12 protein-coding genes, 1 tRNA gene and 1 pseudogene are annotated in these 14,165 nt (G+C 73.3%); 4 read left to right on the top strand and 10 right to left on the bottom strand.

Annotated elements, in window-relative coordinates; all coding sequences use genetic code 11:
* Window positions 1-30 precede the first annotated feature (30 nt).
* The gene (locus IEZ20_RS02975; protein ID WP_189294465.1) at window positions 31-1,695 is read left to right on the top strand and encodes an AMP-binding protein; all 1,665 of its coding nucleotides are present in this window, start codon (window positions 31-33) and stop codon (window positions 1,693-1,695) included.
* A 56-nt stretch (window positions 1,696-1,751) separates the two neighbouring features.
* Here the strand turns inward: IEZ20_RS02975 and IEZ20_RS02970 are convergent.
* The 6 genes from IEZ20_RS02970 to ehuB form a co-directional block, all read right to left on the bottom strand.
* Window positions 1,752-1,825: transfer RNA gene (locus tag IEZ20_RS02970), tRNA-Lys, on the bottom strand.
* Between the two features lie 117 nt (window positions 1,826-1,942).
* Window positions 1,943-2,695, bottom strand: coding sequence for an IclR family transcriptional regulator (locus tag IEZ20_RS02965; protein ID WP_189294464.1), 753 nt, complete (start codon window positions 2,693-2,695; stop codon window positions 1,943-1,945).
* Window positions 2,696-2,890: 195 nt separating this feature from the next.
* Window positions 2,891-3,673, bottom strand: coding sequence for an ectoine/hydroxyectoine ABC transporter ATP-binding protein EhuA (ehuA, locus tag IEZ20_RS02960; protein ID WP_189294463.1), 783 nt, complete (start codon window positions 3,671-3,673; stop codon window positions 2,891-2,893).
* Entirely contained in the window at window positions 3,663-4,313 is a 651-nt protein-coding gene (gene ehuD, locus IEZ20_RS02955; RefSeq protein ID WP_189294462.1) for an ectoine/hydroxyectoine ABC transporter permease subunit EhuD, read from the bottom strand. The genes ehuA and ehuD overlap by 11 nt, the downstream gene beginning before the upstream one ends.
* Window positions 4,310-4,957, bottom strand: a complete 648-nt coding sequence (ehuC, locus tag IEZ20_RS02950) for an ectoine/hydroxyectoine ABC transporter permease subunit EhuC (RefSeq protein WP_189294461.1) — start codon at window positions 4,955-4,957, stop codon at window positions 4,310-4,312. Before ehuC ends, ehuD begins: the two co-directional genes overlap by 4 nt.
* Window positions 4,954-5,871 carry an ectoine/hydroxyectoine ABC transporter substrate-binding protein EhuB gene (ehuB, locus tag IEZ20_RS02945; protein ID WP_189294460.1) on the bottom strand — a complete coding sequence of 306 codons (918 nt, stop codon included), beginning with the start codon at window positions 5,869-5,871 and terminating at the stop codon, window positions 4,954-4,956. Before ehuB ends, ehuC begins: the two co-directional genes overlap by 4 nt.
* 90 nt (window positions 5,872-5,961) lie before the next feature.
* On the opposite strand from ehuB, the pseudogene IEZ20_RS40650 reads away from it, so the two are divergent.
* A pseudogene (locus IEZ20_RS40650) lies at window positions 5,962-6,168 on the top strand (DUF3830 family protein); the annotation flags it as partial.
* Between the two features lie 48 nt (window positions 6,169-6,216).
* Here IEZ20_RS40650 and IEZ20_RS02940 read toward each other — a convergent pair.
* The 3 genes from IEZ20_RS02940 to IEZ20_RS02930 all read right to left on the bottom strand — a co-directional run bounded on the left by IEZ20_RS02940 (window position 6,217) and on the right by IEZ20_RS02930 (window position 9,717).
* Window positions 6,217-7,188, bottom strand: a complete 972-nt coding sequence (locus IEZ20_RS02940; protein WP_189294459.1) for a TolB family protein — start codon at window positions 7,186-7,188, stop codon at window positions 6,217-6,219.
* Window positions 7,189-7,236: 48 nt separating this feature from the next.
* Window positions 7,237-8,643, bottom strand: coding sequence for an amidase (locus tag IEZ20_RS02935; protein WP_189294458.1), 1,407 nt, complete (start codon window positions 8,641-8,643; stop codon window positions 7,237-7,239).
* 120 nt (window positions 8,644-8,763) lie between these two features.
* Window positions 8,764-9,717 (bottom strand): D-2-hydroxyacid dehydrogenase, encoded by a 954-nt coding sequence (locus IEZ20_RS02930; RefSeq protein ID WP_189294457.1) that lies wholly within the window; start codon window positions 9,715-9,717, stop codon window positions 8,764-8,766.
* 387 nt (window positions 9,718-10,104) lie between these two features.
* Between IEZ20_RS02930 and IEZ20_RS02925 the strand changes: the two genes are divergently transcribed.
* Window positions 10,105-10,836 carry a maleate cis-trans isomerase family protein gene (locus tag IEZ20_RS02925; protein ID WP_189294456.1) on the top strand — a complete coding sequence of 244 codons (732 nt, stop codon included), beginning with the start codon at window positions 10,105-10,107 and terminating at the stop codon, window positions 10,834-10,836.
* 171 nt (window positions 10,837-11,007) lie between these two features.
* Window positions 11,008-12,111 carry an LLM class flavin-dependent oxidoreductase gene (locus tag IEZ20_RS02920; protein WP_189294455.1) on the top strand — a complete coding sequence of 368 codons (1,104 nt, stop codon included), beginning with the start codon at window positions 11,008-11,010 and terminating at the stop codon, window positions 12,109-12,111.
* Here the strand turns inward: IEZ20_RS02920 and IEZ20_RS02915 are convergent.
* Window positions 12,084-13,889, bottom strand: coding sequence for a putative bifunctional diguanylate cyclase/phosphodiesterase (locus IEZ20_RS02915; RefSeq protein WP_189294454.1), 1,806 nt, complete (start codon window positions 13,887-13,889; stop codon window positions 12,084-12,086). The genes IEZ20_RS02920 and IEZ20_RS02915 overlap by 28 nt on opposite strands.
* Window positions 13,890-14,165: the final 276 nt, after the last annotated feature.

The following is a 14,165-nucleotide window of genomic DNA, read 5'->3' as shown; positions in this document are numbered from 1 at the left end:
CTGACGGCTCGTCAGTTAGCGTGCTGGGCCATGGAGACCACGACGGTCGCCGCGCTCGTCGCGGCGCGCTGGGGCGACCACCGGCCGGGGCTGTGGTGCGAGGACCGGGTGCTGACCCACCACGAGGCGGCCGCCGGCGCCGCGGCCCGCGCCGCGCTGCTGGCCGACCTGCTCCCGCCCGGTGCCGTACCGCACGTCGGGGTGCTGCTCGACAACACCGAGGAGTTCCCGCTCTGGCTCGGCGCCGCGGCCCTCGCCGGAGCGGCCGTCGCCGGGATCAACCCCACCCGGCGCGGCCCCGAACTGGCCCGGGACATCCGGCACACCGAGTGCCCGGTCCTGGTCACCGAGAAGGCCCGCCTGCCGCTGCTGGCCGGGCTCGACCTGCCCGGGGTGCGGTTCCTCGTCACGGACACCCCGGAGTACGGCGCCCTGCTGGCGCCCTACGCCGGCGCCGTGCCCGACCCGTCCCGGGCCGCCCCGGCCGACCGGCTGCTGCTGTACTTCACCTCCGGCTCCACCGGCGCCCCCAAGGCCGCGCTCTGCTCCCAGGGCCGGCTGGCGGCGGCCGGGCAGGCCCTGGTCCGGCAGTTCGGGGTCCGCGCGGACGACGTGCACTACGTCTGCATGCCGATGTTCCACGGCAACGCCGTGATCGCGGACTGGGCGCCCGCGCTGGCCGCCGGGGCCGGCGTGGCCCTGCGCCGGCGCTTCACGGCCTCCGGTTTCCTGCCCGACGTGCGCCGCTACCGAGCGACCTACTTCACCTACGTCGGCCGGGCGATCCAGTACCTCCTCGCCACCGAGCCCCGGCCCGACGACCGGGACCACCCGCTGCGCCTCGGCTTCGGGACGGAGGCGGGCGCGCTGGACGCGGCGGCCTTCGAACGGCGCTTCGGGGTGCGGCTGGTGGAGGGGTACGGCTCCTCGGAGGGCGGCGCGGCCGTCCAGTGGGCGCCCGGGACCCCGCCGGGCGCGGTGGGTCCGGCCGGCCCCGGCCTGGTGGTCCTGGACCCGGCCACCGGGCGGGAGTGCCCCCCGGCCGTCTTCGACGGCACCGGGCGGCTGCTCAACGGCGAGGAGGCGATCGGCGAACTGGTCAACCGGGGCCCGAACCCCTTCGAGGGCTACTGGCGCAACCCGGCCGCCGAGGCCGAGCGGCGCCGCGGCGGGGCGTACTGGACCGGCGACCTCTTCTACCGGGACACCGGCGGCTACCTGTACTTCGCGGGCCGGACCGACGACCGGATCCGCGTCGACGGGGAGAACCTCGCCGCCGCGACGATCGAGAACATCGTGGCCCGGTACCCGGGCGCGGACGCCGTCGCCGTGTACGGCGTGCCCGACCCGGTGACCGGGGACCAGGTGATGGCGACGATCGCCGGGACCTTCGACCCGGCGGCCTTCGCCGCGTTCCTGCGGGCCCAGCCGGACCTCGGCACGAAGATGGCTCCCCGGTTCGTGCGGGTGGTGGAGCGGATGCCGGTGACCGCGACCCACAAGATCGAGCGGGCCCGGCTGCGGCGGGAAGGGTACGCCTGCGCCGACCCGGTGTGGTGGCGGCCGCCGGGGGAGGAGTCGTACCGGCGGCTGACCGCGGAGGACGCCGAAGGGCCCCTCGCTTCCGCGAGGGGCCCTTCCGTAGGGGGTGTGGGTGGCGGAGCCCCCACAACGCGCGGCGAAGCCGCGCAATAACAGAGATGGCGAGCCAGGTCCGCGCTTTCTGCGGACGTAGCTCGCCATCGTCATCGTGCGCCGCCAGGGACTCGAACCCCGGACCCGCTGATTAAGAGTCAGCTGCTCTAACCAACTGAGCTAGCGGCGCATGACTCCCGCCTGCCTCGGATTTTTCCTCCGCGGCCGGCGACGAAGAAAATACTACCTGGTCCCGGGGGGTGCTCGTGACCACCCGGGTGGCACCCCGCGCGGCGGCTGGATCGTCCTAGATCGTCAGTGAGAGGACCACCGGGGTCGCGCTCCGGTTCAGGGTCTCCGCCGCCCGCTTCAGCCGGTGCGCGTGCTCCACCGGGAGCGAGACGGCCAGGCAGCCCACCGCGGAACCCGCGGTGAGCGGTACCGCCGCGCAGACCGTGCCGACCGCGTACTCCTGGAGGTCCAGCACCGGCACCGTCGCCGGCTGCGACTCCAGCCGGGACAGCAGCAGCTTGTCGCTGGTGATGGTCCGCGAGGTGAGGCGGGCCATCTTGTACCGGGAGAGGTGCTCGCGGCGGGCGTTGCGGTCCAGCTGGGTCAGCAGGCTCTTGCCGACGGCGGTGGCGTGGGCGGAGCAGCGGAAGTCCACCCACTCGTTGACCGCCGGGGCGGTCGGCCCGGCGGCGTACTGGGTGACCCGGACCTCGCCGTCGAGGTACCGGCTGAGGTAGACCGCCGCGCCGACCGAGTCGCGCAGCCGGTCCAGGGTGTGCTGGAGCTTGTCCCGCAGGGCCCGCTCCCGGTCGTGCGCCGAGGTGAGCCGGCGCAGGGTGTCGCCGGTGACGTACGCGCCGTCGCCGACCTGCTCGACGTAGCCCTCGCGGCGCAGCATGCGCAGCAGGGCGGTGAGCCGCTCGGCGCCGAGGCCGGTGCGGCGGGCCAGCTCGGTGTCGGTGGCACCGGCGGGGTGCCGGGCCACGGTCTCCAGCACGCGCAGCGCGTCCTGGGCGGAGTGGTACGGGGCGGTCGGCTCGATCCTCATGTCGGTCCCCCTCGGCCACGATCCGGGTCGGCGGATCGTTACCACGATAGCCGTCAAAGGCTGCACGGGGAGAGGGTGTTGGCGAGATTGCGCCCGTGCGCCCCGGCCCCCAACTGGGGCGGTGATCCTCTGGCATATGCCACGGTCATGCCCCAGTCAGCGGACCTCGGCTCTTTCCGCCCGCACGCCCCGCCGTCACAGGACCGCGCTGATGAACTCCCGGGTCCGCTCCCGCTCCGGGTCGCCGAAGATCTTCTCCGGCGGGCCCGCCTCGATGACCCGGCCCGCGTCGAACATCAGCACCTGGTCGGAGATGTCCCGGGCGAACCCCATCTCGTGGGTCACGCACAGCATCGTGATGTCGGTGCTGCGCGCGATGTCCCGCAGCAGGTCGAGCACGCCCGCGACCAGCTCCGGGTCGAGCGCGGAGGTCACCTCGTCCAGCAGCAGCACCCGGGGCCGCATCGCCAGCGCCCGGGCGATCGCCACCCGCTGCTGCTGGCCGCCGGAGAGCCGGGTCGGCTTCGCGTCGCACTTGTCGGCCAGGCCCACCAGGTCCAGCAGCTCCCGGGCCCGCGCCTCGGCCTCGTCCTTCGACAGGCCGAGCACCCGGACCGGCGCCTCGGTGAGGTTGCGCAGCACCGACATGTTCGGGAACAGGTTGAACTGCTGGAAGACCATCCCGATCTTCTTGCGGACCTCCCGGACCTGCCGCTCCGGCGCCGGGAACAGCCGCTGGCCGTCGACGGTGATCGTGCCCGCGTCCGGCTCGGCGAGGGTCATCAGCAGTCTGAGGATGGTGGTCTTGCCGGAGCCGGAGGGCCCGATGAGGGTGACGTGCCGGCCCGCGTCCACGGACAGGTCGAGACCGTCGAGGACGGTGTTGTCCCCGAACCGCTTGGTCACCCCCTCGATGCGGATCAGCTCGGTCGTCGGGGTGCCGGTCACGGCCGGCTGCTTGCTGGTCTCAACGGACAAGGCGTCGCTCCAGGGTGCGCAGACAAACGGAGGCCAGGTACGAGACGACGACGAAGGCGACCCCGATCACCGTCAGGGGCTCGGTGAACTGGAAGTGCTGCTGGGAGACGAGCCGCGCCCGGCCCAGCATCTCCAGCACGCCGATCGTCATCAGCATCGGCGTGTCCTTCAGCATCGCGATGACGTAGTTGCCGAGCGGCGGCACCACCCGGCGGACCGCCTGCGGCAGGACCACCGCCGTCCAGGTGCGCCGCACCGGCAGGCTGAGCGCGGTCGCGGCCTCCCACTGCCCGGCCGGCACCGCCTCGATACCGGCCCGGTAGACCTGCATCGTGTACGTCGAGTAGTGCAGCCCCAGCCCCAGGACGCCGGTGGTCAGCGGCGACAGGGTCACGCCCGCCTCGGGCAGCACGTAGAACAGGAAGAACAGCTGCACCAGCAGCGGGGTGTCCCGCACGAACTCCGTGAGGATCCCCACCGGCCAGCGCACCCACCGGGTCGGCGTGCGCATCAGCAAGGTCCACACCAGGCCCAGCGCGAACGAGATCAGCGACCCCAGGGCCAGCGCCTCCAGGGTGACCAGCAGGCCCTTCCAGAAGTACGGCATGAAGTCGGAGACGGCTCCCCAGTCCCAGTTCACCGGGCCACCTCCGCCTTCAGCCGGCGCTCCAGCACCCGCATGCCGCGGGTGAGCAGGAACGCGATCACGAAGTAGATCAGCAGCAGGTAGGCGTAGATCTGGCCGCTCTGCTGGAGGGCCAGGCGGACCAGGTTGCCGCTGAAGGCCAGGTCGCCCATCCCCGTGATGGACACCAGCGCGGTGCCCTTGAGCAGCTCGACCAGCAGGTTGGAGAAGGACGGGATCATCTCCGGCACCGCCTGCGGCAGCAGGATCAGCCGCAGTCGCTGCCAGGGCGAGAAGCCGAGCGCGATCCCGCCCTCCCGCTGGGCCGGGTCCACCGCCGCGAGGGCGCCGCGCACGATCTCCGAGCCGTACGCGCCGTAGGTGAGGCCCAGCGCGAGCGTGCCCGCCCACATCGGCACCAGCTGCCAGCCGAAGGCGACCGGCAGTACGAAGAACACCCAGAAGATCATCACCAGCGCCGAGATGCCGCGGAACACCTCGGTGTAGCAGGCCGCGAGGAAGCGGACCAGGCGCGAGCGGTGGGTGCGCGCGGCACCGACGGCGAAGGAGACCACCACGGTGAGCAGCGCGCCGTACACCAGCAGCTGGAGGGTGATGCCGATCCCCTGGAGGACGAGTTCCCACAGTCCCGCGGTCATGAGCCGCACAGCTCCTTCGCGGTCAGGGTCGTCATCTCGGCCTTGGTGAAGCCGAAGGGCCGCACGATCCGGTACAGCTCCCCGCTGCGGCGCAGCTTGTGCAGCTCGGCGTTGAAGGCGTCCCGCAGCCGGGTCTCGTTCGGCCGGAACGCGAACGCCCCGCCGTCCGCCTTCGGCTTGCCGTCGACGAGCGCGACGAACGGCTCGGTCGACTCGGCCTTGGCGGAGCCCCGGGCGACCAGCCGGGCGGTGACGGCCGTGGCCGCGAACAGGTCGACCCGCCCGGACTCCACCGCGTTCAGCCCGGCGACCTGGTCGGGGACGATGACGAGGTCGTTCTCCCGGTAGCCCGCCTCCACGGCGTGCTGGATCTGCGCGTAGCCGGTGCCGGTGGCCACCTTGGCGTGCCGGCGCAGTGCGTCCGCGTAGGTGCGCAGGCGCAGCGGGTTGCCCTTGGGGACGATGAAGGCGTCCGGCATCCGGTAGTCGGGGTCGGCGAAGATCACCTGCTCGCAGCGGTCCGGAGTGACGTACATCCCCGCGGCCACCACGTCGAACTGCTGCGACTTCAGGCCGGGTATCAGCGAGCCGAACTCGGTCGGCACCGGCTGCACCCGGTCCACCCCGAGCCGCTTGAAGACCGCCTTCGCCAGCTCGGGCGCCTCCCCGGTGAGCTTGCCGTCCCGGTCGATGTACCCGAAGGGAATCTCGCCGGCGATCCCCAGCCGTACGACACCCAGCGCGCGCAGCCGCTCCAGCAGGTCGCCGCCGTCCTTGCCGGAGGCCGACGCCACCCGGGTGCAGCCCGCCGCGCCCAGCGCGCCGAACGCGGCGAGGCCCGCCAGTACCGAGCGCCGGGTGTGTCTGTGTTCCGACCGGATCGTGTGTACGTCGTTGCCTAGTGGTGGAGCCATGGCGGCGCGGCTACCCAAGCGGAACCGGGCTATGCACCCCGGTTTTCCCGGCCGGACGACGCGTCAGCGTCCCGCCCGACCCGGCGCGATGTGCGCGGCCCGGCAGGCCCGTTGACCGACCACGCGCCCCTGACCTGCGCGAGAACGGGGGAGGTGCCGCCTCTCGCGGGCGAGGTCTTCCCCGCCCCGTTCACGCGTGCCGTGATCTGCGCCCGCTTCCCGCCCTTCGCCTCCACGGAATCCCCACCGGAGAACCCGACGGTCACCCCGATCCCCGGCGGCCTCCGTCACTTCTCCCTCACCGGCACCGAACCGGGCGGGGGCCCCGGCGTCGCCGGCCCCCTGCTAAGGGACCGGCTGCCAGTCGGGCTGCGTGTTGCGCGTGCTCTCGCCCGGCCCGCTGGTCAGGCGCTGCTCCGAGGTCCCGTCCAGCTTCCTGGCGTAGATGTCGGCGTTGCCGAGGCCGTTCCACGAGCTGTACACGACCCAGGCGCCGTCCGGTGAGAAGGCCGGCTGCCAGTCCTCCGACACGTCGTTCGTCACCTGCGTCACCCCGGTGCCGTCGGTGTTCATCACGTAGATGTCGGTGTTGCCGCCCCGGTTGCTCTGAAAGGCGATCTTCGTCCCGTCCGGGGAGAAGGCCGGCCAGGAGTCGTTCGACGGTCCCGTGGTGAGCCGTCGTGTGTCCAGACCGGAGCACCCCATGACGTAGATGTCGCGGTTGCCGCCGGCGCGCTTGCTGGAGAAGGCGATCTGACAGGCGGTCGGGGACCACGCCGGCTCCGTGTCCAGCTCGGGGTCGAAGGTGAGCTGCATGGCCAGCCGGGCGCTCTCCGGATCCAGCCGGTAGATCTCGTAGTTGAAGGGGTGCGCGGCGGACACGTCGCGGGTGCTCGTGAAGGCGATCGTCTGCCGCGGCCGGGTGAACCCGGGGGCGAAGGTGGGCTGGAACTCGTTCGACGCCTCGGTGGTGATCCTGGTCTCGTCCGTGCCGTCGGCGTTCATGGTGTAGACGTCCCAGTTGTCGTCGCGCAGGCTCGCGAAGGCGATCTTGCTTCCGTCGGAGGAGAAGACCGGGTCGCGGTCGGGCACCGCGTTGTTCGTGAGCCTCCTGAGCGAGGCGCGGTCCGCGGGCGTCGTCCCGGCGTTCATCGTGTAGATCTCGTCGTTGCCGTCCCGGTCGCTGACGAAGACGATCCGTCCGTTGCGCCCGGGGAAGGCGTCGGGTGGTGCCGCGGACGCGCCCGGTGCCGACCAGGGCGCGAGCACGACGACCGTCAGTACACCGGCCGCCCTGCACCGTAACCGCAGGCTCATGGCCACCATCTCCCCGAACCGGGTGCTCCTTCGAGGCTACGCCCGGCGTCACGGTCCCGCAGGACCCGGCCCGGCGACACCGGCCGCCCCGGCCTGGTACAGGGCGTGCGCGGCCCGCAGCACCAGGTCGTCCCGGTGCCGGGCCGCGGCGATCTGCATCCCCGCCGGCAGCCCCGCCCCGTCCACCCCGACCGGCACGCTCGCCGCCGGCTGCTGGGTCAGGTTGAAGGGGTAGGTGAACGGCGTCCACCCCGTCCAGCGCCGGTGGGCGGAGCGCTCCGGCACCTCCCGGCCCGCCGCGAACGCCGTGATCGGCAGCGTGGGCGTCACCAGCAGGTCGTACCGCTCGTGGAAACGCCCCATCCGCCGCCCGAGGTTCGTCCGGACGTCCACCGCGGCCAGATAGTCCAGCGCGCTCATCCGGGCGCCCCGCGCGCAGATCTCCCGCAGCCCGGGGTCCAGCGCCTGGCGGCGGTGCGGCGGGAGGTTCCGGGTCAGCCGGGCCGCGCCGGTGAACCACAGGGTGTGGAAGGCGTCCACCGGGTCGCTGAAGTCGGGATCGGTCTCCTCGACGTACGCCCCCAGGCCCGCGAGCGCGGTCACCGCCCGCCGTACGGCCGCGGCCACCGCCGGTTCGACCGCCACCTGCCCGCCCAGCGACGGCGAGTACGCCACCCGCAGCCCCCGCACGCCCCCCTTCAGCGCCTCCCGGAAGGAGCCCGGCGCGGGCGGCAGCGCCGACCAGTCCCGCGGGTCGGGCACGCCGATGACATCGAGCAGCAGGGCCGCGTCGGCCGCGTCCCGGGTCATCGGGCCGGTGTGCGACAGCGTGCCGAACGCGCTCGCCGGGTACAGCGGCACCCTGCCGTACGTCGGCTTCAGCCCGAAGACCCCGCAGAACGCGGCCGGGATCCGGATGCTGCCCCCGCCGTCCGTGCCCAGCGACAGCGGACCCGCGCCGAGCGCGACGGCCGCCGCGCTGCCCCCGCTGGAGCCGCCCGCGGTGCGCGTGGGGTCGTACGGGTTGCGGGTGATGCCGGTCAGCGGGGAGTCGGTGACGCCCTTCCAGCCGAACTCGGGCGTGGTGGTCTTGCCGAGGAACACCGCGCCGTGCGCGCGCAGCCGGGCCACCGGCGGCGCGTCCTCGTCCCAGGCGCCCTGCTCACCGACGGTCCTCGAGCCGCGCAGCGTGGGGTGGCCGCGCAGCAGCAGGACGTCCTTGACCGTCACCGGCACCCCGTCGACCAGCCCGGCCGGCTCCCCGCGCCGCCAGCGGGCCTCTGACTCCCGGGCCCGGGTGAGCGCGTCCTCCTCGGTGAGCCGCACGAACGCGTTCACCTCCGGCCGGCCGTGCCGCGCCCGTTCCAGCGCCGCCCCGGTCACCTCGACCGGGCTGAACTCGCCCGTGCGGTAACCGTCGAGGAGCCGAACGGCGGTGAGGTCGGTGAGCTGCATGCACCCTCCAGGGGTTCGGTGACAGGCCCTTCGACGGCAGACCCTTCGGCGGCGGGCGCCTCGGCGGCGGGCACTTCGGCGGCAGGCGCCTCGGCGGCAGACCCTTCGGCGGCGGGCGCTTCAGTGCCCGGGCACGTAACCCCGCGTCTTGTCGACCACGTTCGGCAGCGGTCTGCCCGCTTCCCACCGCTCGTACAACTCCACGAACTGCGCGCCCAGTTCGTCCCGCCAGCCGACCGTGTCACCGCTCATGTGCGGGGACACGACCAGCCCCGGCAGCTTCCACAGCGGGCTGTCCTCGGGCAGCGGTTCCGCGGTGAACACGTCCAGGGCCGCGCCCGCGATCCAGCGCCGGGTCAGGGCCTGCGCGAGGGCCTCCTCGTCGACCAGGCCACCCCGGCCGACGTTCACGAAGAACGCCGACGGCTGCATCACACCGAAGCGGTGGGCGTCGAACATGCGGTACGTCTGCGCGGTCAGCGGCGCCGCCGCGATCACCCAGTCCGCGCGGGAGACCAGCCGGTCCAGTTCGTCGGGGCCGTGGATGCCCGTCCGCGGCACCCGCCCCACCAGCGCCGTCGTCACCCCCAGGGCCTTCAGCGTGCGGGCGATCGCCCGGCCGATCGGGCCCGAGCCGACCACGCACGCGCGCGTGCCCGCCACCCGCCGGGTCTCCCGGTGCCGCCAGACCCGCTCCCGCTGGTGCTCCAGCGTCCGCGGCAGATCCTTGGCGACCGCCAGCACCAGGGCCGCGACGTACTCGGCGATCGGCTGGTCGAAGATCCCGCGCGCGTTGGTCACGACCGTGTCCGACGCGGCCAGCTCCGGGCACATCAGATGGTCCACGCCCGCGCTCGCCGTGTGCACCCAGCGCGGCCGGGGCCCGCCGCCGGGCCACGCCTCGCGCACCGCGTGCGAGGTGAAGTCCCACACCAGCAGCACGTCCGCGTCCGGCAGCCGCTCGGCCAGGTGCGCCGCGTCCGTGTGCACGATCCGGGCGCGGCCGGTGAGGCGGCCGAGCCGGGGCGGCGGATCGGCGTCGAGGACCACGACGGTGGGGGGTGTCGGCGTCATGCAGGGCGGCTCCCGGCGTCTGACATGCGCGGATCGTGCGCGGATTGACCACGCTCGCACCCGGACCCCCCTTCGTCAACACGGGCGTCCCCACGATCCGTTGCCCACGCGTGGCCCAGCGTGAGGCCGGTTCCGGCCACGGTCGGCCGGTGTCGGCCGGTTCCGGCCAGGCCCCGCGGCGCGCCTGCCGCCCGACGCCTGGCACGCGCGCCTCCCGCGGCCTCGTCGGCGGGAGCGCCCGGGAACGCGGTCCCGGCCAACCCGGCCACGATGTGGGCGGCACCGCGCCGACTGGGTACCCGGGACCGTGGGGCCGTGTCAGGCGCTGCCGGACGCGGCTGCCCGCGCTTGGTCCGTACTGCCGGAAGAACAGCAGGAAGGCTGGACATGACCGCACTCGGATTCCTCTACCCGGGCCACTCCGCCGAGGACGACTATCCACGCATCGAGCAGCTCCTGGGCAGCGACATCCGGGTGGACCTGTTCCACACCGACCTCGGGGAGGACGCGCACCGGGTGGCGGCCCTGCGCGAGATGGGCTCCGCCGAGCGGCTCGCCGCGGGCGTGGAGGGGCTGCGGCTGGCCGGCGCCGAGACGGCGGTGTGGGCCAGCACCAGCGGGGGCTTCGTCCACGGCTGGGAGGGCGCCCAGGAACAGGTGCGGACCCTGGCCCGGCTCGCCGGCATGCCGGCGTCCTCGACCTCCTTCGCCTTCGTGCACGCGGCCCGCGAGATCGGTGTGCGCCGGGTCGCCGTCGGCGGCACCTACCCCGAGGACATCACCGCGCTCTTCGCGGACTTCCTGCGGGCCGGCGGCCTGGAGGTGACCGGGACACGCTCCTCCGGGATCGTCACCGCCGCCGAGGTCGCCACCTGGGGCGAGGAGGACGTGCTGACCCTGGCCCGCGCCGCGGACACCCCCGACGCCCAGGCCGTCCTCCTCCCGGACACGGCGCTGCACACGGCCGCCCACCTCGGTCTGCTGGAGAAGGCCCTGTCCAAGCCGGTCCTCACCGCCAACCAGGTCACGGTCTGGGAGGCCCTCAGGCTCACCGACCGCCGGGTGAACGCGCCCTCCCTGGGGACGCTGTTCACGCGGGAGCCCCTGGTGCAGGTCTAGGGGGTTCCGTCCGGATCGGGCCGGACCGGCCCGGACCGGCCCGGACCGATCCGGACGGAACCCGGCGGTCCGGGGCCGGGGGAACCAGGGCCGGCCCCGGGGGAATAAACGGAGACACCCTCCTGTTAGCAGCGCGAGGACAGCTCACGCTCGAAACAGGAGGCCCACACCGTGGCGGCAGACGAGGCAGACGAGATCCGGGGAACCACACACGGCACCGCCCCCGTCCCCCTCTCCGTACTGGACCTGGCCATCGTCGGCGCGGGCGGTACCGCGAGCGACGCCATGCGCACCGCCGTCGCGCTCGCCCGGTTCGCCGAGTCCCGCGGCTTCCACCGCTACTGGGTCGCCGAGCACCACTCCATGCCCGGCGTGGCCTCCTCCTCGCCCGCGGTGATCCTCGCCCACCTCGCCGCCCACACCGACCGCATCCGGCTCGGCTCGGGCGGCGTCATGCTGCCCAACCACGCCCCGCTGGTGATCGCCGAGCAGTTCGGCACGCTGGAGGCCATGGCGCCGGGGCGGATCGACCTGGGCCTCGGCCGGGCGCCGGGCACGGACGGGGCCACGGCGGCGGCGCTGCGCCGTACCGACACCCCCAACGAGGGCGCCGACGACTTCCCGCAGCAGCTCGCGGAGCTGACGCGGTTCCTGGACGACGACTTCCCCGACGGGCACCCCTACGGCCGGATCCACGCGATCCCCGGCCCGGTGCAGGGCACCACCCCCGGCGGCGTGCAGTCCCCGCACCGGCCGCCGATCTGGCTGCTCGGCTCCTCCGGCTACGGCGCCCGGCTGGCCGGTCTGCTCGGCCTGCCCTTCGCCTTCGCGCACCACTTCTCCGCGCAGAACACCATCCCGGCCCTGGACCTGTACCGGCAGAGCTTCCGGCCCTCCGCCGTCCTGTCCGAGCCGTACGCCCTCATCGGCGTCTCCACCCTCGCCGCGGACGACGAGCGGGAGGCCCGCCGGCAGACCCGGGCGCTGGCGCTGAACATGCTCCGGCTGCGCACCGGCCGCCCGGGCCTCTACCCCGCGCCGGAGGAGGCCGAGCACCACCAATTCAGCCCGATGGAGGAGGAGTTCGTCGACTCCTGGACGGCCAATGTCGTGCACGGCACCGCCGACGAGGTCCGCACCGGCCTGGACGACCTCCACAAGCGCACCGGCGCCGACGAGCTGATGCTCGTCGCCCACGCCCACAGCGGCGAACTGCGCCTGCGCAGCTACGAGCTGATCGCCGACGCCTACGGCTTGCCGACCGCGCAGGCCTGAGCCCCCAGCAGCTCGGAGATACGATCCGGCGACACCGGGCGGGAGTACAGCCAGCCCTGCCCGGTGTCGCAGCCGATCCGGCGCAGCCGGGTGGCCTGGGCCGAGGTCTCCACGCACTCCGCGGTGACCGTCAGCCCCAGCCGGTGGGCCAGCTGGATCATCGCCTCCACGATCACCTCGTCGGCCGGGTTGGGCACGCCCCCCTTCGCGGCCTCCTCGTACTGGAAGCCCCGGACGAAGGAGCCGTCCAGCTTCAGCGCGGAGACCGGCAGACGGCTCAGGTAGGCGAGGTTGGAGTAGCCGGTGCCGAAGTCGTCGATGGCGATGTGCACACCCATGTCGCTGAGGGCCTGCAGCGCCTGGAGCGGCCGGCCCGCCGAGCCCATCACCGCCGACTCGGTCAGCTCCAGCTGGAGCAGGTGCGGGGCGAGCCCGGTCTCCGAGAGGGTCTCGGCCACGTCGGCCACCAGATCCGAGTCCCAGACCTGCCGCACGGCGACGTTCACGCTGACGAAGATGGGCGGTTCGCCGGGGTGGTCCAGCTGCCAGCGGCGGGCCTGCCGGCAGGCGGTGGCCAGGGCCCAGCGGCCCAGCTGCACGATCGAGCCGTCCTCCTCGGCCAGTCCGATGAACCGATTCGGCGTCAGCGTGCCGAACTGCGGGTGATGCCATCGGATGAGGGCCTCGACGCCGTTGAGCCTGCCGTCCTCCATCGCCACCAACGGCTGGTACTCCAGGGCGAACTCGCCGCGCTCGATGGCCGGGCGCAGGGTGGAGGACAGCGCCTGGCGGGTCATGCGGTGGGCGTTGCGCTCGGGGTCGAACAGCGTCCAGCGGCCCTTGCCGTCGGCCTTCGCCCAGTACAGCGTCGTATCGGCCGCCTGCATCAGACCCGTCGCCGTGGTGCCCGCCGCGTGCCGCTCCACGACCCCGATGGACGCGGTCAGCGACAGTCGCTGCCCGGCCAGGTCGAAGGGCTGCTCCAGCGCCTTCAGCGCGGACTCGGCGAGGTCGGCGAGCTGTTCGGTGCCGGTGGAGTCCTCCACCAGCAGGGCGAACTCGTCACCGCCGAGCCGGGCCACCAGGGGAGTCGCGGCGCGGGCGTACCCGGCCTCGTCGGCGACCCTGGTCAGGCGCTCGGCCACGGCCGTCAGGAGCCGGTCCCCGATCCGGTGGCCGAGGGTGTCGTTGACGGCCTTGAAGCCGTCGAGGTCCAGGTAGCACAGGCCGATCCGGCCGGTGCCGCCCTGCTCGTACGACTCCGCCTCCAGCGCGGCCGAAAGTCGCTCGAAGAACAGCGTGCGGTTGGGCAGCCGGGTCACCGGATCGTGCATCTGCAAGTGCCTCAGCTGTGCCTGGAGTTCGCGCCGGGAGCTGATGTCGGCGACCGACAGCAGGACGCCGGGCTCACCGTCGGCCAGCGGGGCGACGGTGACCTGCACCCACAGCGAGTGGCCCCCGGGGTGCTTGAGGCGGCGGGTGCAGCGCAGGCGGGCCTGCCGGCCGCGCAGCACCTCGTGGTAGGCGTGCCGGCTGCGGGGGTCGGAGGTCAGGTCCACCAGGTCGGCCGCGGCCCGCCCGACGAACGTGTCCGGATCGGCACCGAGCAGCTCGCCGAGCGCGGCATTGGCGCTGATGACGAGTCCCTCCGGGGCCACGACCGCCATGGCGAGCGGGGCCGTCGCGAAGACACGGTGGTAGGTGGTGTGGTGACTGTCTGTGACGGCTGACCGGTCGAGGTCTGCCGCGGGCGTCGGCCCTTCGGACGTTCCGCTCACCGCTCGCTCCCGCAGTGCACTCGATCTGTGTCCGTGCCTGTCCGTGCCGGAAAGTGTGCCGATCATAGAGGCTGGCCCCGGGCCCTTCCAGCCACTGTCCAGTGTCCCGGACGGAGTACAGGTTCTGACAGATCGTTTCTGCCCGCACCTGGACGGCTTCTGGAGGCCCTCGACCAGTTGTGACGTTCCGTGAGTGTTTCGGGGTGTCGGGCGCCGGGGCGCGCCGAAGTGCGCTGGGGGCGCGCTCACCCTTCTGGTGCATGCAAACAGGGCAAA

The organism is Streptomyces cinerochromogenes (genome assembly GCF_014648635.1).
Lineage (GTDB): Bacteria > Actinomycetota > Actinomycetes > Streptomycetales > Streptomycetaceae > Streptomyces > Streptomyces cinerochromogenes.
This window is presented reverse-complemented; position numbering and strand designations above follow the sequence as displayed.

Excerpts from the sequence above, each read along its gene's own strand:
- IEZ20_RS02975 (WP_189294465.1), top strand. The coding sequence starts at position 31 with ATGGAGACCACGACGGTCGCCGCGCTCGTCGCGGCGCGCTGGGGCGAC.
- IEZ20_RS02965 (WP_189294464.1), bottom strand. The coding sequence starts at position 2,695 with ATGAGGATCGAGCCGACCGCCCCGTACCACTCCGCCCAGGACGCGCTG.
- ehuC (WP_189294461.1), bottom strand. The coding sequence starts at position 4,957 with ATGACCGCGGGACTGTGGGAACTCGTCCTCCAGGGGATCGGCATCACC.
- ehuB (WP_189294460.1), bottom strand. The coding sequence starts at position 5,871 with ATGGCTCCACCACTAGGCAACGACGTACACACGATCCGGTCGGAACAC.
- IEZ20_RS02940 (WP_189294459.1), bottom strand. The coding sequence starts at position 7,188 with ATGAGCCTGCGGTTACGGTGCAGGGCGGCCGGTGTACTGACGGTCGTC.
- IEZ20_RS02935 (WP_189294458.1), bottom strand. The coding sequence starts at position 8,643 with ATGCAGCTCACCGACCTCACCGCCGTTCGGCTCCTCGACGGTTACCGC.
- IEZ20_RS02930 (WP_189294457.1), bottom strand. The coding sequence starts at position 9,717 with ATGACGCCGACACCCCCCACCGTCGTGGTCCTCGACGCCGATCCGCCG.
- IEZ20_RS02925 (WP_189294456.1), top strand. The coding sequence starts at position 10,105 with ATGACCGCACTCGGATTCCTCTACCCGGGCCACTCCGCCGAGGACGAC.